Origin of the sequence: Nocardia otitidiscaviarum, assembly GCF_007362295.1 — a bacterium.
Taxonomy (GTDB): domain Bacteria; phylum Actinomycetota; class Actinomycetes; order Mycobacteriales; family Mycobacteriaceae; genus Nocardia; species Nocardia otitidiscaviarum.
In genome coordinates, this window is the sequence record NZ_CP041695.1 from 1,855,025 (window position 1) to 1,880,646 (window position 25,622).

At 70.9% G+C, this 25,622-nt stretch carries 27 protein-coding genes; 13 read left to right on the forward strand and 14 right to left on the reverse strand.

Annotation, left to right across the window (positions count from 1 at the left end; genetic code table 11):
• Window positions 1-59: 59 nt before the first annotated feature.
• Together FOH10_RS07870 and FOH10_RS07875 are read right to left on the reverse strand one after the other, a co-directional pair.
• Window positions 60-767: a class I SAM-dependent DNA methyltransferase gene (locus FOH10_RS07870; protein WP_143980229.1), complete on the reverse strand. Its 708-nt coding sequence runs from the start codon at window positions 765-767 to the stop codon at window positions 60-62.
• 56 nt (window positions 768-823) lie between these two features.
• The gene (locus tag FOH10_RS07875; protein WP_143980230.1) at window positions 824-1,402 is read right to left on the reverse strand and encodes a TetR/AcrR family transcriptional regulator; all 579 of its coding nucleotides are present in this window, start codon (window positions 1,400-1,402) and stop codon (window positions 824-826) included.
• A gap of 49 nt (window positions 1,403-1,451) precedes the next feature.
• On the opposite strand from FOH10_RS07875, the gene FOH10_RS07880 reads away from it, so the two are divergent.
• Window positions 1,452-2,300 (forward strand): phytanoyl-CoA dioxygenase family protein, encoded by an 849-nt coding sequence (locus tag FOH10_RS07880; RefSeq protein ID WP_244961769.1) that lies wholly within the window; start codon window positions 1,452-1,454, stop codon window positions 2,298-2,300.
• Here FOH10_RS07880 and FOH10_RS07885 read toward each other — a convergent pair whose 3' ends face one another.
• The 4 genes from FOH10_RS07885 to FOH10_RS07900 are packed head-to-tail and all read right to left on the reverse strand — an operon-like array spanning window position 2,301 to window position 6,589.
• On the reverse strand, window positions 2,301-3,098 hold the full coding sequence (locus FOH10_RS07885; protein WP_425326154.1) for a 3-oxoacyl-ACP reductase: 798 nt from the start codon (window positions 3,096-3,098) through the stop codon (window positions 2,301-2,303).
• Window positions 3,098-4,456, reverse strand: coding sequence for an aldehyde dehydrogenase family protein (locus FOH10_RS07890; protein ID WP_039812128.1), 1,359 nt, complete (start codon window positions 4,454-4,456; stop codon window positions 3,098-3,100). The genes FOH10_RS07885 and FOH10_RS07890 overlap by 1 nt, the downstream gene beginning before the upstream one ends.
• Window positions 4,453-5,157 carry a gamma-glutamyl-gamma-aminobutyrate hydrolase family protein gene (locus tag FOH10_RS07895; RefSeq protein WP_244962053.1) on the reverse strand — a complete coding sequence of 235 codons (705 nt, stop codon included), beginning with the start codon at window positions 5,155-5,157 and terminating at the stop codon, window positions 4,453-4,455. Before FOH10_RS07895 ends, FOH10_RS07890 begins: the two co-directional genes overlap by 4 nt.
• Window positions 5,158-5,212: 55 nt before the next feature.
• Window positions 5,213-6,589, reverse strand: a complete 1,377-nt coding sequence (locus tag FOH10_RS07900; protein WP_244961771.1) for a glutamine synthetase family protein — start codon at window positions 6,587-6,589, stop codon at window positions 5,213-5,215.
• 152 nt (window positions 6,590-6,741) lie between these two features.
• Between FOH10_RS07900 and FOH10_RS07905 the strand changes: the two genes are divergently transcribed.
• From FOH10_RS07905 to FOH10_RS07920, 4 genes are all read left to right on the forward strand, one after another.
• Window positions 6,742-7,116 carry a hypothetical protein gene (locus FOH10_RS07905; RefSeq protein ID WP_143980234.1) on the forward strand — a complete coding sequence of 125 codons (375 nt, stop codon included), beginning with the start codon at window positions 6,742-6,744 and terminating at the stop codon, window positions 7,114-7,116.
• A gap of 216 nt (window positions 7,117-7,332) precedes the next feature.
• Window positions 7,333-7,761, forward strand: coding sequence for an NUDIX domain-containing protein (locus FOH10_RS07910; protein WP_029929491.1), 429 nt, complete (start codon window positions 7,333-7,335; stop codon window positions 7,759-7,761).
• A 28-nt stretch (window positions 7,762-7,789) separates the two neighbouring features.
• A complete protein-coding gene (locus FOH10_RS07915) occupies window positions 7,790-8,425 on the forward strand; it encodes a UdgX family uracil-DNA binding protein (RefSeq protein ID WP_143980235.1) in 636 nt (211 codons plus the stop codon).
• 205 nt (window positions 8,426-8,630) lie between these two features.
• A complete protein-coding gene (locus tag FOH10_RS07920; protein ID WP_143980236.1) occupies window positions 8,631-9,275 on the forward strand; it encodes a response regulator in 645 nt (214 codons plus the stop codon).
• Window positions 9,276-9,281: 6 nt separating this feature from the next.
• Here FOH10_RS07920 and FOH10_RS07925 read toward each other — a convergent pair whose 3' ends face one another.
• The 3 genes from FOH10_RS07925 to FOH10_RS07935 form a co-directional block, all read right to left on the reverse strand.
• Entirely contained in the window at window positions 9,282-10,217 is a 936-nt protein-coding gene (locus FOH10_RS07925) for an Acg family FMN-binding oxidoreductase (protein WP_244961773.1), read from the reverse strand.
• A gap of 160 nt (window positions 10,218-10,377) precedes the next feature.
• The gene (locus FOH10_RS07930) at window positions 10,378-11,268 is read right to left on the reverse strand and encodes a ketopantoate reductase family protein (RefSeq protein WP_143980237.1); all 891 of its coding nucleotides are present in this window, start codon (window positions 11,266-11,268) and stop codon (window positions 10,378-10,380) included.
• 57 nt (window positions 11,269-11,325) lie between these two features.
• A complete protein-coding gene (locus FOH10_RS07935; protein WP_143980238.1) occupies window positions 11,326-12,081 on the reverse strand; it encodes a glutamine amidotransferase in 756 nt (251 codons plus the stop codon).
• Window positions 12,082-12,167: 86 nt separating this feature from the next.
• On the opposite strand from FOH10_RS07935, the gene FOH10_RS07940 reads away from it, so the two are divergent.
• The 3 genes from FOH10_RS07940 (at window position 12,168) to FOH10_RS34740 (ending at window position 14,727) form a co-directional block, all read left to right on the forward strand.
• On the forward strand, window positions 12,168-12,968 hold the full coding sequence (locus FOH10_RS07940; RefSeq protein WP_143980239.1) for a DUF1460 domain-containing protein: 801 nt from the start codon (window positions 12,168-12,170) through the stop codon (window positions 12,966-12,968).
• A gap of 68 nt (window positions 12,969-13,036) precedes the next feature.
• Window positions 13,037-14,449, forward strand: a complete 1,413-nt coding sequence (locus FOH10_RS07945; protein ID WP_244961775.1) for a S1 family peptidase — start codon at window positions 13,037-13,039, stop codon at window positions 14,447-14,449.
• A 113-nt stretch (window positions 14,450-14,562) separates the two neighbouring features.
• On the forward strand, window positions 14,563-14,727 hold the full coding sequence (locus FOH10_RS34740) for a hypothetical protein (protein ID WP_186000758.1): 165 nt from the start codon (window positions 14,563-14,565) through the stop codon (window positions 14,725-14,727).
• Window positions 14,728-14,868: 141 nt separating this feature from the next.
• Here FOH10_RS34740 and FOH10_RS07950 read toward each other — a convergent pair whose 3' ends face one another.
• Window positions 14,869-16,182 (reverse strand): DUF2254 domain-containing protein, encoded by a 1,314-nt coding sequence (locus FOH10_RS07950; protein WP_186000759.1) that lies wholly within the window; start codon window positions 16,180-16,182, stop codon window positions 14,869-14,871.
• Between the two features lie 150 nt (window positions 16,183-16,332).
• Here FOH10_RS07950 and FOH10_RS07955 point away from each other — a divergent pair, with 150 nt between their 5' ends.
• From FOH10_RS07955 to FOH10_RS07965, 3 genes are all read left to right on the forward strand, one after another.
• Window positions 16,333-17,079: a phosphatase PAP2 family protein gene (locus FOH10_RS07955; RefSeq protein ID WP_244961778.1), complete on the forward strand. Its 747-nt coding sequence runs from the start codon at window positions 16,333-16,335 to the stop codon at window positions 17,077-17,079.
• Between the two features lie 106 nt (window positions 17,080-17,185).
• On the forward strand, window positions 17,186-19,309 hold the full coding sequence (locus FOH10_RS07960) for a TRAP transporter permease (protein ID WP_143980241.1): 2,124 nt from the start codon (window positions 17,186-17,188) through the stop codon (window positions 19,307-19,309).
• Window positions 19,306-20,295 (forward strand): TAXI family TRAP transporter solute-binding subunit, encoded by a 990-nt coding sequence (locus FOH10_RS07965; protein WP_143980242.1) that lies wholly within the window; start codon window positions 19,306-19,308, stop codon window positions 20,293-20,295. The genes FOH10_RS07960 and FOH10_RS07965 overlap by 4 nt, the downstream gene beginning before the upstream one ends.
• Before the next feature lie 7 nt (window positions 20,296-20,302).
• On the opposite strand, the gene FOH10_RS07970 is transcribed toward FOH10_RS07965, so the two are convergent.
• Both FOH10_RS07970 and FOH10_RS07975 read right to left on the reverse strand, forming a co-directional pair.
• The gene (locus FOH10_RS07970) at window positions 20,303-21,247 is read right to left on the reverse strand and encodes an EamA family transporter (protein WP_143980243.1); all 945 of its coding nucleotides are present in this window, start codon (window positions 21,245-21,247) and stop codon (window positions 20,303-20,305) included.
• Window positions 21,248-21,428: 181 nt separating this feature from the next.
• Complete coding sequence (locus tag FOH10_RS07975; RefSeq protein WP_425326133.1) at window positions 21,429-22,049, reverse strand: TIGR03086 family metal-binding protein; 621 nt, start codon at window positions 22,047-22,049, stop codon at window positions 21,429-21,431.
• 45 nt (window positions 22,050-22,094) lie between these two features.
• Between FOH10_RS07975 and FOH10_RS07980 the strand changes: the two genes are divergently transcribed.
• Both FOH10_RS07980 and FOH10_RS07985 read left to right on the forward strand, forming a co-directional pair.
• Complete coding sequence (locus FOH10_RS07980; RefSeq protein WP_143980245.1) at window positions 22,095-22,532, forward strand: MarR family winged helix-turn-helix transcriptional regulator; 438 nt, start codon at window positions 22,095-22,097, stop codon at window positions 22,530-22,532.
• A 102-nt stretch (window positions 22,533-22,634) separates the two neighbouring features.
• On the forward strand, window positions 22,635-23,219 hold the full coding sequence (locus tag FOH10_RS07985; RefSeq protein ID WP_244962054.1) for a DUF3558 domain-containing protein: 585 nt from the start codon (window positions 22,635-22,637) through the stop codon (window positions 23,217-23,219).
• Window positions 23,220-23,238: 19 nt separating this feature from the next.
• On the opposite strand, the gene FOH10_RS07990 is transcribed toward FOH10_RS07985, so the two are convergent.
• Window positions 23,239-24,405, reverse strand: coding sequence for a polyprenyl synthetase family protein (locus tag FOH10_RS07990; RefSeq protein ID WP_143980247.1), 1,167 nt, complete (start codon window positions 24,403-24,405; stop codon window positions 23,239-23,241).
• 152 nt (window positions 24,406-24,557) lie between these two features.
• Entirely contained in the window at window positions 24,558-25,538 is a 981-nt protein-coding gene (locus FOH10_RS07995; protein ID WP_143980248.1) for a terpene synthase family protein, read from the reverse strand.
• Window positions 25,539-25,622 lie beyond the last annotated feature (84 nt).

Here is a 25,622-nt window from a genome sequence, read left to right on the forward strand (position 1 = left end):
ACGAGAGATCCCCTCACCCCGACCGCCCGCCACGGGGGTCGATGTCACTCCCGGATCGGTTACTCCGGATCGCCCGCGACCCAGACCGACGCCATGGTGAACGGGTGACCGCGCAGTTCGGCCCACTTCGGCTTGGCGGCGATCCAGGTGTCGTCGATGGCGCACTCGGCCAGTTCGACGAGCCGCCATCCGGCCGCCGTGCCCGCGCTCACGTGGTCGCTGACCCGGTGCAGGTGGGTGCTGATGGCGAGAGGTTCCCCGGCGTCCGAGGTGTAGTGGGTGGGCATACCGGCCACCATCATGAACTGCGGGTGGTAGCTGACCAGGACGAACAGACCGCCCGGGGTGGCCAGGCGGCGGGCCTCGCGGTAGAGCGGCGGCAACGCGGGGAGGTGTTCGTCGATGAGCGAGGCGATGACGAGGTCGTAAGCGCCGCCGTCCCAGCCGGTCTCACGGACGTCGCCGTGGGTGAGCGAGGCGTGGACGCCGCGCTCCCGCGCCCATGCCAGCATGCCCGCGCTCAGGTCGATGCCGTCGACGCGTGCCGTGCCCTGCCGACGCAACCAGTCCCCGGTGCGGCCGGTGCCGCAGCCCAGATCCGCGGCCCGGCGCACCCGGGCCCAGTCCGGCCGCCGCAGGCGCGCCAGCAACGCCAGGTCCATCGCGTCCAGGACGGTGTTCTCGTAGGTGTCGGCCCAGCCGTCGTATCCGGTGGCGACATCGACGGTGCGGTAGTGGCGACGATCGAAGTCCGCGAAGCTCGGCATGGCCACATCTTGCGCGGCGCGTGCGGTTGTCGCCACGGGATTTCCGGACCGTGAGGTCAGCGGATGGTGACCGCGCCCGCGATGACACCCCAGAGTCGGTCGGCGGCGTCGTCGACGGTGGGGCGGGGGGCGCGGCGCAGCAGGTCGGCGATGCCGTAGCGCAGGGCGCCGATGATGCAGGCTCCGGCCAGTTCGGGGTCGATGCGGGGGTCGATGTCGCCGTCCCGCTGGCCCTGGCGGATATTGCGGCCCGCGGCGGCGGTGAGGCGGGTGAGCGCGCCCGCCTCCAGCTCGGCCACCTCCGGTTCCATCGCGATCCGGGTGAGCAGCAGTTCCGCGAGGGGGTCGCCGAAGTGGTAGGCGACGAAGTTGCGGGTGCGGGCGTGTTCCCGGTCGGTCCAGTGCACGCCGGCGGGGAGGGTGTCGTCGGCGATGGCCGCGACCAGTCCGGCGTGGAAGCGCTCGTAGACGGCGACCAGGAGACCGGCCTTGGAGCCGAAGTGGTGGTAGAGCGCGCCGGTGCTGAGGCCGGAGCGGCGTTTGAGGGCGTGCAGGTCGACCGTGCCGTTGCCGTCGAGGAGTTCGGCGCGGGCGGCGTCGAGGAGCTGTTGACGTCCCAGGGGTGCGCGTGCCACAGTCGGAGAATAACAGAATTCGGTTATGTTATACGGATCGGAGGGCGTCGTGAGCGCCGAAGTGACATCGGTCGTCGACCTGGCCGGGGATCTGGCCGGAAAATACCGCCGCACCGAAAGTAGCGGCAGCACTGTCGATCCGGAGATCGTCGCGGCCGACCTGGCCGCCGTGCGGCGCGACGGCTACGTCGTCCTGGAGAACCTGCTGACCCCGGACGAACTCGGCGAGATCCGGCGCGAGATGCGCCCGCTGCTGGACCGGACCGGCCGCAACAACTTCGAAGGGCATGCGACCCAACGGGTCTACAGCCTGCTGAACAAGACACGCAGCTGCGACCGCGTGGTCGCCCATCCGCGCGTGCTGGCCCTGCTGGACCGCCTGCTCATGCCGAACTATCTGCTGTCCATGCTCCAGGCGATCAACATCCTGCCCGGTGAGGCGGCCCAGATGCTGCACACCGACGACGGGTTCTACCCGCTGCCGCGCCCGCGCCCGGCCCTGAGCGCGGCCACCATCTGGGCCGTGGACGCATTCACGCCCGTCAACGGCGCGACCGACATCATCGCGGGCAGCCACCGCTGGGGCGACCGGCTGCCGGACGAGACCGATGTCCGGGTGCCGGTGGTCATGCCCGCCGGATCGTGCGTGTTCTTCCTCGGCACGCTGTGGCACGGCGGTGGCGCGAACACCACGGCGGATCCGCGGCTCGCGCTCACCGCACAGTACTGCGAACCCTGGCTGCGTCCGCAGGAGGCGTTCACGCTGTCGACGCCGCACGACATCGTACGCACCGTGAGCGAGGACATCCGGCGCATGCTGGGGTACAGCATCCACCCGCCCTTCATCGGCCAGGTGAACGGCATGCACCCCAAACGCCTACTGGAGCAGGAGGATTAGCTACAGCGGGGTCACGTAGGCCCCGGAGATGCCGCCGTCCACCAGGAACTGCGAGGCCGTGATGAACGAGGCGTCGTCGCTGGCCAGGAAGGCCACGGCGGCGGCGATCTCCTCCGGTTCGGCGAAACGGCCCAGCGGAATGTGCACCAGGCGGCGCGCGGCGCGCTCCGGATCCTTGGCGAACAGCTCCTGGAGCAGCGGCGTGTTCACCGGCCCGGGGCACAGGGCGTTGACTCGAATGCCCTGGCGGGCGAACTGCACCCCGAGTTCGCGGCTCATGGCCAGCACACCGCCCTTGGAGGCGGTGTAGGAGATCTGGGAGGTGGCCGCACCCATGACCGCGACGAAGGAGGCGGTATTGATCACCGACCCCCTGCCGCGCTCGAGCATGTGTTCGATGGCGTACTTGCTGCACAGGTAGACCGAGGTCAGATTGACCTCCTGCACCCGCCGCCACGCGTCCATGCCCGTGGTGAGGATCGAATCATCCTCCGGCGGTGAGATTCCCGCGTTGTTGAAGGCGATGTCCAGTCCGCCGTAGGTGTCCACCGCGGTCTGGAACAGGGCGCGGACCTGGGTCTCGTCGGTGACGTCGACCTTCACGTACAGTCCGTCCACCGCGGCGGCCGCGGCCGCGCCGGTGGTGGGGTCGATATCGGCGACGACGACCTTCGCGCCCTCGCGCGCGAAGCGGCGGACCGTGGCGAGGCCGATGCCGCTGCCGCCGCCGGTGACGACCGCTACTCGATCCTGTAAGCGCTGCAACGCATCTCCTCTGGGGTGGGGGTGACGGGATATCACTCGGTGGCGATGAAGACGTTCTTGGTCTCGGTGAAGGCGCGGGCGGCGTCCGGCCCGAGTTCGCGGCCCAGCCCGGACTGCTTGAAACCGCCGAACGGTGTCGAATACCGCACGGAGGAGTGCGAATTCACCGACAGGTTCCCGGCCTCCACCGCCCGGCTGACCCGCAGCGCGCGTCCGACGTCGGAGGTCCACAGCGACCCGGACAGGCCGTATTCGGTGTCGTTCGCGATGCGGATGGCGTCGGCCTCGTCCTCGAAGGGCAGGACGGCCACCACCGGACCGAACACCTCCTCGGTGACCACCCGGTCCGTCGGGCTCCCGGGCAGCACCACGGTGGGTGCGAACCAGAAGCCGGGGCCGTCCGGGCAGGTTCCGGTGAAGGCCACCGTGGTGGCGGGCTCCAGGAATCCGGCGACCCGCTCTCGGTGCGCGGCCGAGATGAGCGGACCCATCTCGGTGGACTCGTCGGCGGGATCGCCCACCCGCACCGCCTGCACGGCCGGTTCCAGCAGCTCCAGGAAGCGGTCGAACACACTGCGCTGCACCAGGATTCGCGAGCGCGCGCAGCAGTCCTGGCCGGCGTTGTCGAAGACCGCGTAGGGTGCGGTGGCGGCGGCGCGCTCCAGATCGGCGTCGGCGAAGACGATATTGGCGCTCTTGCCGCCGAGTTCCAGGGTCACCCGCTTCACCTGCTCGGCGCAGCCCGCCATGATCTGCTTGCCGACCTCGGTGGAGCCGGTGAACACCACCTTGCGCACCGCCGGATGGGTCACGAACCGCTGACCCACCACCGACCCCTTGCCCGTGACGATCTGGAAGACGCCCTCGGGCAGCCCGGCCTCGCGGGCGAGTTCGCCCAGGCGGATGGCGGTGAGCGGAGTCAGCTCGGCCGGTTTGAGCACCACGGTGTTCCCGGCCGCGAGCGCGGGTGCGAAACCCCAGGCGGCGATGGGCATGGGGAAGTTCCACGGCACGATGATGCCGACCACCCCGAGCGGTTCACAGAAGGTGATGTCCACGCCGCCGGCCACCGGAATCTGACTGCCCAGCAGGCGTTCCGGCAGTCCCGCGCTGTAGTGCAGCACATCGCGCACATTGCCCGCCTCCCAGCGCGCATTGCCGATGGTGTGCCCGGCATTGCGCACCTCGAGCCGGGCCAGCCGCTCCAGGTCGGCGTCCACCGCCTCGGCGAACCGGCGCAGCAGGCGTGCCCGGTCACCGGGGGCGACCGCCCGCCAGTCCGCCGCCGCGCGCCGGGCGCGGTCGATGGCGGCGTCGGTGGCGGCCAGGTCGGCCGCCTCGACCGTCGCCACCACCGCCGCGGTCGCGGGGTTGATCACCTGCGTCGTCACCGGTGCTCCCTTCGATTCGTCACGGCCGCGTCCACCAGGGCCCGCATGAGCCGGTGTTCGGTGGCGTCGGCCTCCGGATGCCATTGCACACCGACCAGGAAGGGGCCGGTGTCGGACTCCGCCGCCTCGATGATGCCGTCCTCGGCGCGGGCGGAAACGGTGAGACCGGGGGCGAGCCGGTCGATCGCCTGATGATGGTGGCAGTGCGCCAGCACCTGCGGGCCGACGATCGCGGCCAGTCGGCTGCCCGGTGCGGTGCGCACCCGCGTCGGCGTGAAGGCCCCGGGCACCCGGCAGTGCTCCTCATGACCGAGCACATCGGGCAGATGTTGCAGCAGCGTGCCGCCCAGCGCCACATTCACCAGCTGCATGCCGCGACAGATCGCCAGCACCGGCAACTCGGCCGCCCGCGCCCGCTCGAACAGCGTGAACTCGAATTCGTCTCGCCCCGGCCGGATCTGGCGCACGGACGGATGTGGCGCCGCGCCGTAGCGGCCCGGATCGAGATCGGCCCCGCCGGTCAGCACCACCCCGTCGAGCCGCGCCACCAGTTCCGCCGCCGCGCTCCCGACCGGCGGCAGCAACACCGGAATCCCGCCGGCCCGCTCCACCAGATCGACGTAGTCCCGCGGCAGCAGCACCGCCTCGTGATCCCAGACGCCGTAGCGGGCGCGCTCGGAGTAGGTGGACAACCCGATCACCGGCCGCCCGCCGGGTGCTGTGCTGCCGTGTGGTGCTGTGCTGTCGCGCGGTCGCTCAGAGGCGCTCGAAGCCACGGATTCGCTCCCAGTCGGTGACGGCGGCGTCGAAGGCGTCGAGTTCGACCTGGGCCGCGTTGCGGTAGTGGCGGACCACGTCCGCGCCGAAGGCCGCGGTGGCGACCTTGCTGTCGCCGAAGAGCTGGGCGGCCTCGCGCAGGGTGCGCGGCACCCGGGGGCGCTGCGAGCGGTAGGCGTTGCCGTGGAACTCCGGTTCCAGGGGCAGGCGGTGTTCGATGCCGTGCAGACCGGCGGCGATGGTGGCCGCCACCGCGAGGTAGGGGTTCACGTCGGCGCCGGGGACGCGGTTCTCCACGCGCAGCGACGATCCGTGGCCGACCACGCGCAGCGCGCAGGTGCGATTGTCCCGGCCCCATGCCACCGCGGTGGGTGCGAAGCTGCCGGTCTGGAAGCGCTTGTAGGAGTTGATATTCGGGGCGAGCAGGTAGGTGAGTTCGCGCAGGCAGTCCAGCTGTCCGGCCAGGAAGTGCCGCATGAGCGCGGATTCGCCGCCCTTGCCGTCACCGGCGAACACCGGCTCGCCCGACTCGGTGCGCAGGCTGATGTGGATGTGGCACGAACTGCCTTCGCGCTCATTGTATTTCGCCATGAAGGTGATGCTGCGCCCCTCCTGGGCGGCGATCTCCTTGGCCCCGGTCTTGTAGATGCTGTGGTTGTCACAGGTCACCAGCGCCTCGTCGTAGCGGAAGGCGATCTCGTGCTGGCCCGGATTGCATTCGCCCTTGGCCGATTCCGGATACATGCCCGCCCCGGCCATCTCGTTGCGGATGCGCCGCAGCAGCGGTTCGACGCGGGCGGTGCCGAGCATGGAGTAGTCGACGTTGTACTGGTTGGCGGGCGTGAGTTCCCGGTAGCCGCCGCGCTGCGCCGCCTCGTAGCTGTCGTCGAACACCAGGAATTCCAGTTCGGTGCCGACGTAGGCGCGTAAACCGTGCTGCGCCAACCGATCCAACTGTGCCCGCAGCACCTGCCGAGGCGAGGCCGTCACCGGCTCGCCCGCGGGCTCCCCCCGGTCGCCGAGCCGTTCCACATCGCACAGCACCAGCGCGGTGCCCGGCCACCAGGGCACCAGGCGCAGGGTGTCGAGATCGGGCCGCAGCACGAAATCCCCGTAGCCGGTGTCCCAGGACGAGAGTGCGTAGCCGTCCACGGTCGTCATGTCCACGTCCACGGCCAGCAGGTAGTCGCACGCCTCGGTGGCGTGCTGGAGCACCTCCTCCACGAAGTAGCGTGCCGAACATCGCTTGCCCTGCAATCTGCCCTGCATATCGGTCATGGCGACCAACACCGTGTCCACCATGCCCGCCTCGACCCGCTGCACCAGATCCGCGACGGTGAGCATCCCGGTTCGCATCAAGACCCCTTTCGGCACCGACCTGCTCACGCTAGGCGACCGGTGGGCCGTCCGTGCGTCGATTCACGCCGCGGGTCGGAGTAGTTCTACGCAACGCGCCGAGGTAGTTCCGCCGAGCCGGGCGTGGTGCGGTGCGGCCTACGCTGCGACGCATGCCCACCGCACCGACCCCAGGAACCGCGCCCGTCGGGAAGGAGGCGCTCGTCGGGGCCCTCGCCGCCGTGGCGGCCGCACCCGTGGCCGCGGCGATCGTGGCGGTCCTGTACCGCTTCCCGATTCCGCTGACCGGCTATGCCGATGGGTTCGGCGGTGCGATTCCCGCGGCGCTGGGCAGCCTGTTCTACCTGGTGCTGGGCGGCGCGCCGGTGCTGGGCCTGCTGGGCGCGGTGGGCGGTGTCGCCGCCGCCCGGCTCGCCGGACCCGATATCCGGCGGGCGCGCCGCCTCACCCTGCTCCTCGCGGGTACGATCACGCTGTTCGGTGCCATCGCGCTGTCGAGCCTCGAACTCTTCATCGGCGCTTGGTGATACGCAGGCCCTCGGTGAATGCAACAGTGCGAAAGTTTTTCGGTGGTCCGCCGGATCGGCGGAGATGCGCCGGATTCGACGCGGACCCCACCCGGGGGAGCCGTCGTACCGGTAGCGTTGAAGGTGATGTCGGTCGAGGATGTCCGGCGAGACGAGATGTGGTGTGCTGTGTGGAGTTTCGAGGTGTCGCCCAAGTTGTCCATCGGTGAGTCGGTTATGAGCGAACTGCTGGACCGGGCCGTGTCCGACGGTGTGGCGCTGCGGCTCGGCGTCGTCATCGAGCACAACGGAGCGGTGCTGCTACTGGAGCACGACGAGCATGTCGCGGGCCGCAGCCCGCTGAACCTACCCGGGACCACCGTGCGACCGGGGGAGCCGCTCGCGCTCGCCGTGGCCCGCGCGGTATTCGAGGAGACCGGTCTGACGGTTGTCGATGTGGTCCGCCACCTGGGCAGCTTCGACTACCTGTCCAATGCCGGGACACCGGTGCGCCGGGAGCACTTCGCGGTCGAGGTGGCGAATATCGGGCCCGTCCGGTTGACCAACTACGTCGACCACCACTGGGTCCGGCTGGACGGCGACCTGCCCGTCACCCCGTCGATTCGCCGCATCCTCGCGAATTACCGATCCCACTCGGAAGCGTGAGACGGCCCGCCGCGGCTATACCTCGACCATGACCGCGGCGGAATTCGTACCCGAACATGCCGACCTCGCGACCCTGCGCCGCGCCGCCCGCGACTGCCGGGGCTGCGAGCTGTACCACGACGCCACCCAGACGGTGTTCGGCGAGGGCCCGCCGGACGCGCGGGTGGTCATGATCGGCGAGCAGCCGGGCGACCGCGAGGATCTGGACGGGCATCCGTTCGTCGGCCCGTCCGGGCGGCTGCTGGACCGGGCGCTCGAGGAAGCCGGTCTGGATCGCGAGACGGTGTATCTCACCAATGCCGTCAAACACTTCAAGTTCACCGAACGCGGCAAGCGGCGCATCCATCAGCGCCCCGGCCGCACCGAGATCGTGGCCTGCGCACCCTGGCTCACCGCCGAACTCGACGATATCCGCCCCGAGCTGGTGGTCTGTCTCGGGGCGGTGGCGGCCCAGGCGGTGCTGGGCTCGGACTTCCGGGTCACCCGGATGCGCGGGCAAGTGGTGGCGGCGGACGACTACCGGGCCGTCGCCACGGTGCACCCCTCCGCGGTGCTGCGCGATCCGGATCGGGAGCGGGCGTACCGGGGATTCCTCGCGGACCTGCGGGTGGTCGCCCGGGAACTGCGGCCCGGAGAACTGCGGCCCGGAGAACTGCGGCCCTGAGAACCGCGGTCCTGAGAACCGCGGTCCTGAGAACCGCGGCCCGGAGAACCGCGACCCTGAGAATCGTGGCCCTGGCCCGGACGGTCGGCCGACGGTCGCGGCGCCGCGCGTGCGGTGTCGCAGGTGCGCGGCGTTTCCCTCGGCGGCTCACGGGTATCCGCAGGTGCGTGGGGTGGGATGCGCGGTAGGGGAGTGAGGTGCGGCGATGGTGACGGTGTTCCTGGTCGACGATCACGAGGTCGTACGCCTCGGAATTCGCGAACTCATCGAGGACACCGACGATCTCACCGTGGTCGGTGAGGCCGCGACCTGCGCCGAGGCCCGGCGCCGGGTGCCGTCGCTGCGGCCGGATGTGGCCGTGCTGGATGTGCGCCTGCCCGACGGCAGCGGGGTGCAGCTGTGTCGCGATCTGCTGGCCGCCGCACCGCACCTCCGCTGCCTCATGCTGACCTCGTTCGTGGACGAGGAATCCATGGTGGGGGCCGTGCTCGCCGGGGCCAGTGGGTTCCTGGTCAAGGACATTCGCGGGCCGGAACTGGTCGCGGCCGTGCGCGCGGTCGCCGCGGGACGGTCGCTGCTGGACGACCGCGCCACCGCGGTGCTCATGGGGAAGCTGCGCGAACAGGCCGCTCCCGGACCGCTGTCGAATCTGACCGACCGGGAGCGCACGGTCCTGGCCTACCTGGGCCAGGGGCTGACCAACCGGCAGATCGCGCGGCGGATGTTCCTGTCGGAGAAGACCGTCAAGAACTATGTGTCGCAGCTGCTGAGCAAGCTGGAGGTGGCGGGTCGCACGCAGGCCGCGGTGCTGGCCGCGCGGCTCGGGCTGGCCGAGTCGCCCGAGCGCTGAGGCGGGCTACACCACGATGTCGTCGAGCGGGCGGCGGGGCGTGTGCGGCAGCGGGGCGGCGCTGGTCGGCACCCACCCGATGCGCACCATGGCCTGGGCGTGGGCGCAGTCGTGCAGCACCTGGGACCTGATCTCCTCCCGCAGTGCGGGCACGCCGAGCGGCTCGGTTTGCAGACAGCTGGACAGACCCAGATCGGTCGCCGTCAGCAGCAGCGCGCTCAGGGCCTCACCGGCCCGCAACCGCGCTCGGGTGTCATCGCCCGGGGTGCACACCACCAGCCATTCCGCGGCGTCCGGGTGCAGGGTGCGGTCGGCCAGCGCGGGGTCGAGGAAGGTGCGCACCGGGATCTCGTCGCCGCACTGCGGGCGGGGCGTATTCGCCGCGGGCACCCCGTCACAGCCGCCGCGCCGCCCACTCCATGCGGCGAGTTCGCGCTGATAGTCGGCGTCCCGAGCGTGTCGTTCGAGTGCCGCCCAGGCAGGCCGCGCCAATCGCTCCCGCAGCCCCTCGGGCACATGGCGGGCCGCCGCGCCGAATCGCACCGTGGCGCCGGTGATCCGCCGCAGATAGCCGGTGGGCACCGGCCAGGTGCTGTACCGCCGCCGGTCCGAACGCCGATGCAGGATCGCGGCGGCCAGGTCGAAATCCGAGCGCGCCGGTGTCGAGGGCGTGAACTCGACGGCGGCGAGCAGATCGGGTTCCCGGGCCTGCGGCAGGTATCGCACCTCGGCGGTCCAGCCCAGCACGGCCGTCGCCACTCGCAGGTGGTGCAGCGCCGCTCCGCAGCTCAGCACCAGCCCCCGGCCTTGCGGGTCGGTGGCGGGCAGCTGTCTGCTCCGGTCGGCGAACAGTTCGAGGGTCCCGCCGTCGAACCGCCATCGCCACGGCTGCGAATTGTGTACCGACGGTGCGCGCACCGCCAGATCCAGTGCGGCTGCCACCGTGTCCGGATTCGGCCGTTCAGCCAGTATCTGTCGGTTTCCGCCCTTCCGTCCGCGTCGTATGGTGTCGATCCCGAGTGTGTTCGTCGGGGCGCGGTTCGACACCGAGCCGAAGGTCCCGAGCATCCGGGACCTGCGGCTCGGGCCGGGCGGCGGATGCTCAGCTCAGGGCTCGGACCAGGCGGGTCGCGATGGGCACCGGAATGTCGTGGCGGGCGGCGGCGCGCAGCAGCGCACCGCCGATGGCGTCGAGTTCCAGCGGCCGCCCGGCCTCGGCATCCCGCTGCATGGAGGATTTCGCCTGTGCGGGGAAGGTTTCGTAGCGGGCCAGTGCCGCGGCGGGGTCGGACGGCCCGCCGCAGGCCGCGCTGACCGCCGCCGTCTCCGCCACCAGGGCGGCCAGTTCGTCGCGATGCCGAGTGCGGATCTCGCCGATCGGCTCCGCGTAGTGGGTGGTCATGAGCGCCAGCGGTGCCAGGAACAGCAGTTTCGCCCACAGCGCCGCCGCCTCGTCGGCCAGTACCCGGGTGCTCACCCCGGCGGCGGTGAGCGCCCGGGCCAGGGCGTCGAGCCGATCGCGCGGTGCCGACGCACCGGTCAGGTCGATCTCGGTGAACGGGCTGCCGTGCTGGACGACTCCCGGTGCGGTGCGGGTGGATTCGACGCGGATGACGGCGGGGGCGACCCGGTCGGCGCCGTAGCGGGCACGCAGCAGCGCCGGATGCTCCACGCCGTTGAGCAGCGGGATCAGCAGGCCGTCGCCGAGCGCCGACGGCGCGATGCGGTCCAGGGCGGTGTCGAGGGCGGTGTGCTTGACGGTCACCAGGCAGGCGTCCACCGGTTCCCGAAGCTCGGTATCCGCCTCGACCGCGGCCGTGAAATCACCGAATTGCCCACTGCGAACCTGGATTCCGTCGGTGCGCAGGGTCTTCGCGGTGTCCTCGGAGGCCAGGCAGACCACCCGGTGTCCGGCCCGCGCGAGCAGTGCGGCCAGCAGTCCACCCACCCCGCCGGGGCCCAGGACGGCCACGGTCGATGCGTGCTCGGTCATGATGCGATGCGATCCTTTCGTCGGTCGGCCCCGCTTCCGGTGGCCGCCTCGCACCGATCATCGCATTGCCGTGCGGTCGTCGCCGCAGTAGCGGGTGATGAAGCGGTGCAGGATCTCCATCGGTTCGGTCACCGTCTCCCGATGCCCGAGCTCGGTCAGGTAGTCGGCCTCCGCCGGATCGAAATACCCTGCGTGACGGTAGGTTTCGATGCGCACCGCGAGTCCGTCGCCGTCGAGTTCGGGATGGAACTGGGTGGCGTACACATTGCTGCCCACCCGGACCATCTGCACCGGGCAGCCCGCCGAACCGGCCAGCAGCACCGCGCCCGGGGGTACCTCCTGACAGGCTTCCTTGTGACCCACGAAGGCCCGGAATTCCGGCGTGATGGTGCTCAGCAGCGGATCCTCGCGGGCGGCGGCGGTGAGCACGATGGTCTGCGCCCCGGGCGGTTCGCCGTACCGTTCCTCGCTCACCTTGCCGCCGAGCACGTCGGCCAGCATGCTCAGCCCGTAGCAGGCGCCCAGGTACGGGAAGTCGCGGCGGGCGATCTCGGCGACGAGCAGCCGCAGCGGGGGTTCGAAGAGTCGCTGATAGTCGTACTTCAGATCCCAGGGCTTGCTCACATTGCTGGGGCCGCCGCCCACGATGACCGCGGAGAAGTCGTCGAGATCGAGTTCGGGGAAGTGCTGGTCCATCTGGATGCGCACCATCCGGTCCGCGTCCAGCCGGGCGGCGCGCAGGATGGCCTGGTATTCGTCGTCGGCGGCCGATCGCTCGGGCCGTAGCTGCAACAGCAGGCAGGGCTTGGGCATGACTTCAGATTGTGACGGCAGTACCGGGTCCGCCGGGCCAGGACTACGGTGGATGTCGCTTGTGTACCGAATCCGCTGGAGGCGTCTTGCGCAACTTCGCTCGTGTCCTGCTCCTGCTGCTGGCCCTGGTGTGCGGTGCCGCATTCGTCCCGACGGTGGCGACGGCCGCTCCGGCCCTCGACGACACCACCTCCGGCAAGCTCGACGACCTGCTGCGGGTGCGGGCGGGCGCGGGCGAGCGGAGCGCGGGCGACATGCTGGAACTGCTCTCCCGCGAGTTCCTGGGCACCCCGTACCGGGCGAATATGCTCATCGGCTCCGCCGACCGGCCCGAAGAGCTGGTGATCGACTTCCGGGCGCTGGACTGCTTCACCTACCTCGACTATGTGACGGCGCTGAGCCGCTCCGCCGACCGGGACCAGTTCGTGGACAATCTGATCCGGACCCGCTACACCGACGGGCGGGTCGATTTCGCGCACCGCAAGCACTTCTTCAGCGACTGGGCGCACACCGAGCGCATCGCCGCCACGGACATCACCGCCTCGGTGAGCGCGGCGGCGGTCACGGTGGACAAGCACCTGAACGCCAAAGCCGATGGCGGAACCTATCTTCCGGGTCTGCCGGTGGTCGACCGCGCCATCACCTACATTCCCCGCGACGCGGTGGACGATGCCGTGATCGCCCAGCTGCGCACCGGCGACTACATCGGCGCGTACGCCGACGCGGCGGGACTCGACGTCACCCATGTCGGCTTCTTCGTCATGACACCGTCCGGCCCGGTCTTCCGCAACGCGTCCTCGCTGGCGGAGCACAACGAAGTGGTCGACTCACCGTTCCGCGAGTACGTGCGCAGTACCCCGGGCATCGTGGTGATGCGCCCGGTGTGACGCGGGGCCCGTGACACGCGGGCTCGCGGTTGTGTCCCGCGTCACAAACAGACTCTACTGTTTGTCTCATGGGTCTATCGCGCTCGCCGGGCACCCGATCGGCCGTCGTCTCGATTCCGCTGCGCCGCATGGCGATTGCCGCAGCCGCCGGACTGGCGCTGACCGTCCCCGGAAATGCGGCGAGGGCGGAACCGGCACTGCCCGCGGGGCTGACCGACGCCGTCGGGCGGGATCTGGGGCTGACGGCGGGGGAGTACCTGCGGCGCGCCGAGCTCGGACAGCGGGTGGCGGGCTTCGCCGCCGACGCGCGGCAGCGCTATCCGCTGGCCTTCGCCGGAGCCTGGCTGGACGGCGCCACCCCGGTCGCGGCGCTGACCCCCGGTGAGGGTGCGGACGCGGCCCGGCGGGCGGCCCGGGCCGCCGGTTTCGAGGTGCGGACCGCCGACCGCAGCGAGGTGGAGTTGGGGCGGGAGAAGTCGGCCTTCGAAGGATGGCTGGCCGAACAGCCCGGTAAGGTCGCCGAGGCGGTGCACGGGGTGGGGATCGACGTGGTCGGCAATCGGATCGTGGTGCGCGTGGAGCGGGCCGGGGTGGTCATGCCGCCGTTCGTCGCGCCGGACAGCGTGGTGGTGCAGGCGCGGCCGGTGGCCGCACCGCTGGCGCCGACCGGCAGTGCGGGGCTCGGCTCCACCGGTCCGCTGCCCGAGACCGGGCCCGCGCCCGAGACCACGCCGGGAGCCGAGGACTACTGGCGCAATACCCCGCGCACCCCGAGCGGCAGCGTCGCCGCGGCCGATCCCTATGTGGCCGTGGCGGGTTCGACGGGTGCGCACTGCTCGTTCGGTTTCCACGGCGCCGACAGCGGCGGCGGCCCGGTGAACATCACCGCCGGACACTGCGATCCGGCTCCCGCCGCGGCCGGAACCGATACGGCGGCAGGCGTATACGAGTGGATTCCCGGCCGCCCCTACGGTGAGCGATTGGGCGGATTCCGTCGATCGGTCTTCGGCGGCCGGGACTACGCCGTCGTCGCGATCGCCGACGGTGCGCGAGATCGACTCGCCAACAACGAGGTTCGCGTGCCCGGGGAGGGTTCGCTGCGGGTCGACGGGGTCGCCACGCCCGTGGTGGGCGCGCCGATCTGCAAGTCCGGGGCCACCACCGGCTTCACCTGCGGTGTGGTGCGCGAGGTCGATGTGACCAGCCGGGTCAGCGACCAGCACCGGCGCACCCCGGCGGTGGAGTTGACCGGGCTGTTCCGCACCAACGCCTGCGCCCTGCCCGGCGACAGCGGGGGCCCGGTGCTCACCGGCACCAAGGCCCTCGGCATCTCCAGCAATGTGCCGTCGGTGAACCTGGCGCTGTGCCCGGTGCGCGAGCCGATCACCGCCGGTTCCGCCGACTTCGGCCCCGGCCTGATCGCCCAGCCCGTCGCCGCTGTGCTGGAGGAGAACCCGGGCCTGACCCTGCGCACGGAGTGAGCGGCCGCGGCCGTGACTTGGGCGGGCAATGCTCTGGGATGTCGTGGGCTGTGACGCCGTGCGCTGGGGCCGTGCGCTGGGTCGTCATGGTCTGGGCGGGCTATGGTCGAGGTATGGGCGTCATGGGCGAACTGTTCCCCGGCAAGAAGCTGACCAATGAGAACAGCGAGGACAGCGGCGGGCAGACTCATCGGCCGCGCGTGGACCTCGACCTGGAGGCCGGGGTGATCCGCGTATCGCCCGGCACCCGGCCCGCCGAGGATGAGCATTCCGGCTGAGGGCTGGCCGCCTCAGCCGTCGACTACGCGCGGGTGGGCGGGAGCGGGCCGCCCGGGTGGGGCTGGTGCGACCGGAGAAGGTGTCCGCTTGCTCCCCGACTGTCGCGGTGCTCGCACCGCGCCGACTCATATCGTGCCGCCTCACACCGTCGGGCTGGATGCCGAGTCCCCGCGGGCCGGTGCGGTGGTGAAGGGCGGGGGACCGCCGAGGCCCTGCCAGTCGGCCTGAGCGGCGACCGCTCGGTCCAGGGCGGTGGTGAAGGCCGCGGTGTCCGCGTCGATGGCGGCCAAGCGTTCCAGCACCGGTGGGGTGCGCTCGAGTGGGCAGGCGCGCAGCAGATCCGTGTACAGGGCGCGCAGGCGGCGCACCACCTGGAGGGAATCGCGGCCGTAGTAGCGGATCTCGTCGACGGCCAGGGACAGGTAGTCCGGCCACTCGGAGGTGCGGTGGGTCAGCCGCACCCGGCCGTCACGGTCGCGGATGCGGGTGACGCCGAGTTGGCGCCCGGACAGGTCGAGCAGCAGCGCGCCGATGTGGTCGAGCGCCTGCACCGCCGTGGTCGGATCGTTGACGGCCGGGGACAGCGCCTTGATCGCGATATCGACCATGACCCGCAGCGCGAAGGCCGGGTCGGCGTCCACCACCCGTTCGATGCCGACCACGACGTGCCGCCGCAGCTTGCGCTCGGAAATCCGGGTCGCACCGCGGATGTCGAACAGCGGCGCACCGGGCAGCACGAAATCCCCGACCGCGGGCACCACCACGATCCGGCAGTCGGCCCGCCGCGCGAGCTCGGCGATATCGTCGTCGTCGAAGCCGAGCAGCACGCCCGCGCGGCCGGTGTGCCGGAGCACCCGATCCGGCGGCCCGTCCGCGGCGTTGCCGGAATCCGGTTCGCTCCCATACGGATTCGGGTGCACGGCGGCGGCGGTCCGGGCTCCGGCGCGGGACACCCGGTCCAGGGCCTTGACCAGGCGCAGGAAGTTGACCACCCGGGTGAGCAGCGCGAAGAACAGCGCCACACTGGCCAGGGCGAGCCCGATCGCCACCACCGAGGAGAGCACCGGCTCGTAGTCCTCCAGGCGCGCGGCCAGCCGCACCGAGACCAGCAGTGTGTACACGAAGGTAGCCATGAAGGTGCCCAGGGACGCGCCGAGCACCCAGTCCTGGGTGAGGCGGGGTGCGAAGCGCGCCGACATGGTCCCGGTGCCGAACTGGATGACCAGCAGCAGGACCGAGAACACGAAGCCGGTGAAAGCGATGGTGCCCGACGCCACCGCCGCGAGCACGGTCGCCATGATGGCCGGGTCGAACTTCCACGCGAAATCCCCCGGGGGCAGTTCGGCCAGGGCGTCGGCCAGTAGCCGGTCCAGATAGGGCACCAGCCAGGACAGCAGCACCGCCGCCCCGACGATGAGGGTCGGCAGTAACCACACCCGTCGCTGTCGATACACCCAGCGAACCTCGCTGAACCAGGAAAGCACCCGCATCACCGCCGTTCTCTCCACAACCGTGCTGCTCGGATGTGGTCGACCCTACCGGCGACCGGACCGGATACCGGACCTCTCAGCCGCTCTCAGCTAATTCGTGGCATTGTCGATGGTGTGCCGTCCCCATCGCCGTCGCAGCAGGTGTCCGCCCCGTCGACCGCTCGGCCCGGGCCCGTCGGCCAGCGCCGCGTCTATCTCGGTATCGCCGTCATGCTGCTGTTGGGTGCGGTGTTCAGTGGGCTCACCGCCGTGGTGATGCGGGCGGCCGGGCCGACGGATGTCGATACCGCCCTGCACGACTGGGCGGTCGACTTCCGATCCGATGGGATGACACTGGCTGCCCGGGTGATCACGACCTGCGGCGACACCCTCACCATGGCACTGCTGGCGACGGTCGTGTGCGTGGGATTCGCGTGGCGGCGGTGGTGGGAGTCCGCGGTACTGGTCGGCGTCGCCACCCTGGGCGCCGCGGTGCTGGTGGCGGTCGGCAAACGGCTCGTCGGCCGGGAGCGCCCGCCGCTGAACGGGCGGCTGGCCACCGAGAGCAGCCTGTCGTATCCCTCGGGCCACAGCCTGGGCTCGTTCGTCGTGATCGGCGTGGTGGTCGTGGCCCTGCTGCCGCACGTGCGCGGGTGGGCACGCCTGGCACTGCCCGCGCTGGCGCTGGTGCCGGCCATCGGCCTGTCCCGGGTCTACCTCGGCGTGCACTGGCCCACCGACGTGCTCGCGGGCTGGATCCTCGGCGCACTCTGGCTCACCTGCTGCTGCACCTTCGGCGTCGGTCGCCGTGTGGTCAGCCGCGGCTCGGTCGGCGGCGACTCGCCGCGACCGGGGCAGCACGCCGGCGGCGACCCGCCGTGAGGCAGCGGCCCGGTAGTGCCCGGTTCCGGGGCGTCGGACGGATCGTGTGCCGTCCGCCCTGTCCGAAACCGGCCGCGCGGCATGGTCGCGCTGATATCTTCTCGCCATGTCGGCCACGAAAGATCTTGCGACGCCGGCCGAATTGGGTGTCGACGATGAGGAGCGGCCCGCGCGGACCCTGTCCGGGTGGCCGGAGCGCCTCGTGGCGCTCAGCGGGTTCGCCATCGCGATTCTGGTGCTGTGGCAGGTGTTTCGGCCGCTGCCGCAGGGCAGCCAGTTCTACCTGGTGGTCTTTCTCGCGGTCACCCTGCCGCTGGTCTTCCTGAGCTATCGCTCCGGGTGGCGGTACCTGGACGGGGGTACCGGATGGGTCGACCGGGCGCACGGGCCCGCGCCCTGGGATTGGCTGCTGGCCGTGCTGGCGCTGCTGGTGTGCCTGTATCCGGTGCTGCCGCTGACCATCGGATCCGGTGGCGGGGGCTACGATGCCTTCCTCGACCGGCAGGGGCTGCTCGATCCCGTCGATATCGCCATGGGTGCGCTGGTGCTGTTGCTCGTGGCGGAGGCGTGCCGCCGCACCACGGGCTGGGTGCTGCCGCTGGTGTGCGCGCTGTTCCTGGCCTACGGCTACTACGGCGGGTTGCTGCCGCAACACTGGTCGGTGGCGCACGCCGGACTCGACTTCGACCAGATCGTGGACGCGCTCTACAACTCCGGCAGCGGATTCTACGGCACCCCGCTGGATGTGGCGGCCAGCTATATCGCGCTGTTCACCATCTACGGTGCGGTGCTCGAATTCTCCGGTGCGGCACGCTTTTTCGTAGAGCTGTCGGTGGCGGCGTTCCGGCGGTCCCGGACGGCGGCGGGCCGTACCGCGGTGACCTCCGGATTCCTGCTGGGCACGGTCTCGGGATCGGGGACCGCGACCGCGGTGACCAATGGCGCGGTCACCTGGCCGATTCTGCGTAAGGCGGGCTACCGGCCCGAACAGGCGGGCGGCATGCTGGCCGCGGCCGGTGTAGGCGCGATCCTCTCCCCGCCCACGCTGGGGGTCGCGGCCTTCATCGTGGCCGAATATCTGGAGGTCTCGTACCTCACGGTGCTGCTGTGGGCGACGATCCCGACCCTGCTCTACTATCTGGGCATTCTGCTGGCGGTCGAGATCGACGCGCGCCGGTTCCACCGCCGGGGCTCCGACGACGGCGCACCGACGGGCGACGCCGGCCCGTCGGCGTGGAAACTGCTGGCGCGCTTCGGCTATCACTTCCTGTCGCTGCTCGCCATCGTGGTGCTGATGCTGCTGGGGTTCACGGCGACCAAGGCGGTGGTGTACGCCACCGCGCTCGCCTTCCTGCTCGCCGTCGTCGACCGCGCCGTGCGGCAGTGGCCTACGGCGGCCACGCGGCGAGGCATGCTGCGCGAATTCGCCGTCGGATGCTTCACCGCCCTGTCCGGCGGTATCCGCGCCGCCCTGCCCGTGGTGGCGGTGTGCGCCGCCGCCGGCATCATCACCGCCATGACCACCAAGACCGGGCTCGGCGCACAGTTGGCCGGCGTCCTGGTGCGGACGGCGGAGGCGATCTCCGACAACGCGACCGTGGTGCTGGCCTGCACCGTCGTGTTGGCCGCCGTGGCGCTGGCGCTACTGGGGTTGGCCATTCCGGTGACGGCCTCCTTCGTCATCGGCTGGGTGATCATCGCGCCCGCCCTGCTGTCCCTGGGCGTCTCCGGTCCCGCCACTGCCATGTTCGTCTTCTACTACTCGGTGCTGTCGGAGGTGACGCCGCCGACCGCCCTGGCCGCGGTCGGCGCGGCGGCGGTGACCGGGGCCAAACCGATCCCGACCATGTGGCAGACGCTGCGCTACGCCCTGCCCGCGTTCCTGGTGCCGATGGTCTTCGTGCTCACCGGTACGGGGGAGCGGCTGCTCGGGCGTGGACCGCTCCTGGAGATCGCGGCCACCGGTCTGATGGTGGCGCTGGGGGTGGCCGCCCTCGCCATGGCCACCGGCGGCTGGGTGCTCGGCGTCGGCGAGGCCGGGTGGGCGGCACGGGTCCTGGCCGGACTGGCCGGATTGATTCTGCTGTACCCGAGCCCGATCACGCTGGCCATCGGCGCGGCCTTGCTCGCCGCGGCGGCGCTGCTCACCCGGGTGCTGCGCCGGGATCCACTGTCCGCCAACGACATTCCCCCGGCGCGCGTCGCCGATCCGACAGGAGGCACACCATGAGAACAGTCGTGACGATCGCCGCGGTGGCCGCGATGTCGGCCGCCCTGCTGACCGGATGCGGTGGGCGACAGGACAGTCCGCAGGCCGATACCGGCGGCGAGATCACCTGTGAGGTGAACCGGGACACCCGCATCGGCATCGCCACCGGCAATGCCACCGGCGTCTACTTCGCCCTCGGCAACGCCTACGCGGAACAGATCGCCGACGCCACCGACGGCACGGTCAAGGCCACCGCCGCCGAGACCGGCGCCTCGGTGCAGAACATCCAGCAGTTGGTGGCGGGCACCTACCAGGTCGCCTTCTCCCTCGCCGACACCGCCGCCGACGCCGTGCGCGGGACGGGCAGCTTCGAGGGGGAGCAGCCGGTGCGGGCGCTGTCGCGGATCTACCCCAATTACACGCAGGTGATCGTGCGGGCCGACGCGAATATCGGTTCGGTGGCCGATCTGCGGGGCAAGCGGGTTTCCACGGGGTCGCCGAAATCGGGGACCGAGGTGATCGCGCGGCGGCTGCTCACCGCGGCCGGACTCGACCCGGACGCCGACGTCGCCGCGCAGCGGCTCGATCTGACCAAGACCGTGGACGGGATGAAGGACGGCTCCATCGACGCCATGTTCTGGTCCGGCGGGCTGCCCACCCCGGGGATCACCGACCTGTTCACCACCGCCCGCGACGAGGTGCGCTTCCTCGACATCACCGAACTGCTCGACGAGATGCGTGCGGTGAACCCGGTGTACGAGCAGGGCGTCATTCCCGCCGCCGCCTACGGGCTGCCCGCCGATGTCGAGACCATCGTGGTGCCCAACCTGCTGCTGGTGCGTGACGATATCGACGCCGATCTGGCCTGCGTGCTGACCACGGTGCTCTTCGACCGCAAATCCCGACTGGAGCAGGTGAATCCGGCCGCGGAGGGGATCGACCGCGCGGTCGCGGCCGAGACTGCCCCGGTGCCACTGCACCGGGGCGCGGAACAGGCGCTGCGGTAGGCGTTCACTACCTTCGCCGCGTCACCGCCCGATTCGACCCGCGGGTGGGCGCGGCCAGGATGACGAGTGCGAGGACGAGGACGGCCATCCCGCATCGGGACAGCACGCTCAGCCGTTCGTGCAGCACCACGACGCCCAGCAGGGCGGCCACCGCCGGTTCGACCAGGGTCAGGGTGGTGGCGGTCTGAGATGTGGTGTGGCGCAACCCGTAACCGAACAGCCGGTAGGCCAGGACGGTGGTGCACAGCGCCAGATACATCGCGACCGCCGTACCGCGCGGCGCGAGCAGCCAGGCCGGGCCGGTGGCCAGCACCACCGGCAGCACCAGCAGCGCCCCGCCGCCGAACATCGCCCCCATGACCGCACCGGCGGGGCGCCCGGCGGCGATGAGCCGCCCGCCGATCAGGGCGTAGCAGGCGTAGGCGAGTCCGCCGCCCGCCGCCAGCAGCACGCCGAGCGGATCGACCACACCGCCCCCGGTGGTCGAACCCAGAACGAGCACAGCGCATCCCGTCACCGCCGCCGGTGTCGCCAGCATCCAGCGTGTATCGGGGCGGGTCCGGGTGGTGGCCCAGGCCAGCACCCCCGCGAAGACGGGAGCACAGCCCAGGGCGATCACCGTGGCCACGGCGACGCCGGTGCGCTGCACGGCCGGATAGAAGGTCAGCGGATATCCGGCCACCGCCACCGCACCCAGGGCGAGCTGCCACCGCTCGCGGCGGGTGCGCGCCGGAACTCCGCGCGCGGTGAGGTAGAGCAGCAGGCCGCCCAGCAGCAGTCCGGCCGATCCGGTCGCGGCGGCCGGAGTGCCCGAAGGCGCCTGGGTGGCAACGGTTCCCGTGGTCCCCCATAGCGTCGCCGCGGTCAGGATGGCCAGCGCTCCGCCGACCCGGGATGAACGTGGTTGAACAGCCGTCCGGCGCGCGGCCGTAACGGCGGAATGATTCGGCACAGTCGTGAACTTCCGTCGAATTCCGATAGGAGCTGGATTCCGAACGGGCGCACGACAGTACCGCCGCGCACGGCGGTACTACGGAGAGGAGGCCGTCAGGTGCGCCCGGTCACGCGACCGGGGGCGGGGTGACGGTGCGCCAGTATGTGCCCATGACGCCGATCATAGCGGCCGGGTGGGGCTACGCGGGCCAGCGGGGGGAGCGGCCGAGGAGGGCGACGATGCGGTCGAGGGTGGCCTCGCCCGTCCAGGGGCGCCGGGGTGCGAAGGCGGCGCCGGGGGCGGTGCGGGAGGCGTCGTCGGGGACGAATTCGGCGATCGGCAGTGCGGCGGCGAGCAGGTCGTCGTCGAAAGTCGTTGTCCGGCCCAGGGTTCGGTCGACGTCCCAGGTGTGCACCACGTAGTCGATGAAATGGAAGGTGAGTGCCTGGGTGCCCGGGAACCGGAATTCGGTGGTGAATTCGGGCAGCGGGAAGGCGCGTTCCAGGATGTCGTCGGCCGCGAAGGCGTCCAGGACGTCATCGGCGGCGGCCCGGTAGTCGGCGACCGGGTCGGGGCCGAGCGGGTGCGGGCGCCAGTGGTTCGGATTGTCGTCGCCGCGGGCGGCGGCGGCGAAACCGCGGTGCTGGGCGATCATATGGATGAGCAGGTCGCGCAGGGTCCAGTCCGCGCAGGGGGTCGGTTTGCTCAGATCCGCCGGGCCGCAGTGCGATACGGCCGCGCTGCTGGCCCGGACGGCGCGGGCGTTCAAGGCGACGAGATCGGTGGGGGTGGTCAGTGCGTCAAAAGTAAGCATGTACATATCGTATGTTCATGCTTACTATCTGTCGAGCGGTATTTTCTTCCCATGCCGGAAGTGAAGCGCCCCGATCTCGCCGCCATGCTGGCGCCCCTCGGCCGCGCCCTCGTACAGGAGGAGTTGCCCATCCTCGAGCGCAACGGCCTGAGCATGTGGGGCTACTCCGTTCTGCTCGGCCTCGGCGAGGACCCCGTGTACACCCAGGCCGCCCTGGCCAAACGGATCAACGCCGACAAGACCCGCATCATCGCCGTGCTCGACGACCTCCAGCGGCGCGGCCTCATCACCCGCACCCCCGACCCGGCCGACCGCCGCGCCCGGCTGCTGTCCCTGACCCCGGAGGGGCGCGCCATCCGCGATCGCGCCCAGCGGGAGATCCAGGAGCGGGAAGAGCGCTTGCTGTCCCAACTGACCCCGGCCGACCGCACGGCGTTCCTGCGTGCGCTCCAGCGCCTCAGCGACGCGGTGCGCGACCAGTCGGACTGAAGCGACGCGGTGCGCGACCAGCCGGACTGAGGGCGGGCGATCGGTCCGAGGGATGCGCGAGGCGGGTGCGGTCTGCTGTCATGGAAGCCGGGAAGGGTGACCATGCCTGGGAACATGCGCGGTGGAGTGCGGGCGGCCATGGCGGCGGCGATACTCGCGGCTGTGCTGGCGACCGGGTGTGCGGTCGAGGGACACCCCGAGCCCGCGAACCCCACGCCCAGCATTCCGGGACCGGAGAAGAAACCACGGCCTTCGCCCCCGTGGACGGCGGCCGAACTCGTCCACCACCAGTGCGTCGTGCTCGGGCGGGAGGATCTGGCCCGCTTCGGATTCGGCAGTCCGGAGCAGCCGGGGGAATTCGACGCGTTCTGCCGCTGGCGCACCCTCGGCACCGCACCGGCGCCGGTCGACATGTATTTCGTTCCCGAACCCTGGTACAGCTACCCCAAACTCGAACAGGCGCACCGCGGCCACGAGCACTTCCGCACCCTGCGCGTCGAGGGCAGGTCGGCCTTCCTGGTGGACGAGCGCAACTACGGCGGCTACCGCAACTGCCGGATCTGGGTCGCGGTGCCGTCCGGCGGGACCATCCACCTCGAGTACGCGCCCCGGGAGGCGGCGGTGGCCTGGGATGTGTGCGGTGCCGCCCTCGAGATCGCCACGCTCATCGCGCGGCGGGTGCGGTGAGCGGCACCGCGGCTACCGGTCAGCGATTGCGGTGGGCGACGAGTTGGGCCAGGGCGGTGAGGTCCCCGGTGGCCAGCCCCGGCGGCAGCGCCGCGAGCGCGGAGCGCATGGCCGTGGCCGCGCGGTGCAGGGTGCGTTGCCGTCCGCCCGCCGCCTCGACGAGTTCGGCCGCACGCGCGGCCTTCTCGGCGGTCATCGGATGCGGGTTGCGGTACAGGCGCGCGAGCTCGCGGCCGGGGGCGGTGTCGGAGCTGAGGGCGCAGACCACGGGATAGGACTGTTTTCGGTGCAGCAGGTCGCTGTGCGCGGGCTTGCCGGTGATGGCGGGGTCGCCCCAGATGTCCATGGCGTCGTCGACCAGTTGGAAGACCAGGCCCAGTTCCCGTCCGAAGGTGTGCATGGCGGAGACCGTGCGATGGTCGGCGCCGGCGCAGAGCGCGCCCAGGGCACAGGAACAGCCCAGCAGCGCACCGGTTTTGCCCGCCGCCATGGCGAGGTACTCGGTGACGCTCACGCTGGAGCGGGTTTCGAAGGCGCAATCCTCGTACTGGCCCTGACAGAGGGCGACGGTGGTGCGCGCCAGGCGGATGACGGCCTCGGCGGTCACCGCCTCGGGCACCCCGTCGGAGAGGACCCCGAGGGCCAGGGCCTGCAGGGCGTCGCCGAGCAGGGTGGCATTGGTCTCGCCCCAGACGCGCCAGACGGTCGGGCGACCGTGGCGGGTGTCGTCGGCGTCCATCACATCGTCGTGGACCAGCGAGAAGTTGTGCAGCAGTTCCACGGCCGCGGCGGCGTGGACGGCGTCCTCGACGCGGCCGCCGCAGGCCGCGGCGGCCGCGAAGGTCAGGGCGGGGCGAAATGCCTTGCCCTGGACGCCCGGGGCGGGCGCGCCGGTGGTGTCGCACCAGCCGAAGTGATAGCCCGCCATGCGATCCAGCGGATCGGTCAGCGATGCCACGGCGGCACGCAGCACCGGTTCGATGGCGTGGCGGGCGTCGGCCAGCTGTCTGCGGGCCGCTCGCTCACCGCTTGCCGGTTCGCGCACACTCGGCCCGTGTGGCGAGATCTCCACCGGGCGTGGGTGATCGGTATCGGGCGCGGTGATCGCCGCGCGGGCGGGGGCCGCTCCGCGGGTGCCCTGCAGACGCTGGCCCACCAGATGTTTGATCGAATTCGAGGCTCGCATAATCGGTCCCACTCGCTCGGACACGGCCTCCTCGGGCGCATTCGGCTGCACTCGGCGGCCATGCGTAGAAGAAGCCCATCGTCCCATCGGAGCCCGGTGGCGCGGTACGTCACCAGGTTTCAGTTCGGCAACTCCCACCCGGATACCGCGGCTCAGCCGAGCGGCGATCCGTGTTCGAGAGCCTCCGCCGGAGCGCTGGTGTAGCGCGCCGCCTGGTAGTGATAGTCGAGATTGGCTCGCACGTACACCGTGTAGTTCTGCGCGGTGGCGAGCGTATCGGCGCGATCTCGCCCGGTGATGCCGGCCGCGTCGAGTTCGGTCGGTAGCCGTTCGATGGCGGTGGTCATGCGGTCGATGAGCTGGGTGAGCATGCTGTTCACCAGCGTGAGCGCCTGAGATCGCGTATGCCCGTAGTGATGTTCGGCCAACAGCACCGAGTTGTAGAGATAGCTCGATGCCTCGTCGGAGTCGACCGACAGCACATCGTTGAGCAGTCCCATGTGTTCGACCGCTGCTTCGCGCAGCAGTCGCATGGCGGGCAGTTGGCGGGCGGCCGCGCACAGGTCGACCCCCTCGGCGATCTCGCTGATATCCAGGAACACGAACAGCGCCACCGAATCTCGCCGATGCGCCCGATAGGTGTCCATCTCGGGCAGGTGGCCGGTGCGGCGGCCGATGCTCTCGGTGTAGTAGGTCCACAGCCAGGCGCGGATCTCCGCGCGCACCGCCTCCCGCCACGCGGTGGAGCGTCCCGCGCACAGCCGCCGCCACAGCTCCGCGAACGCGACGGCCAGCACGCCCGAGGGCGGGTCGTCACCGTCGTAGACCGCGTTCAGGGCGGTGATGGTGTGCAAAGTTCGCCCGGGGTCCGGGATTTCGATATCGAACTGGTCGTCCACGATGAAAGCCCAGGCGGTGTACTGGCTGAGTAGTGCCAGGTCTTCCGGTCCGGCCTTCGGGCACCAGAGTGCGTACATTCGGGCGGGGCGGGTGCGTTCCATCCGCCGCCGCGTCGGCTCGGTCGGCACCAGGTCGTAGTGCTCGAGCCACTGCCACATCGCCTTCTCCGCCTCGGCCTCGGCGGGGTTGTGTCCCGCCGATGCGAAAGGCATGAAGAATTCGGGTTCATTCATCGAAACTGCCTATCCCCGAACCGTTTTTACCGTGAATTCGACAATACAGACGATTCGGGCACGGCGCGGCCACTGTCGGGTGAC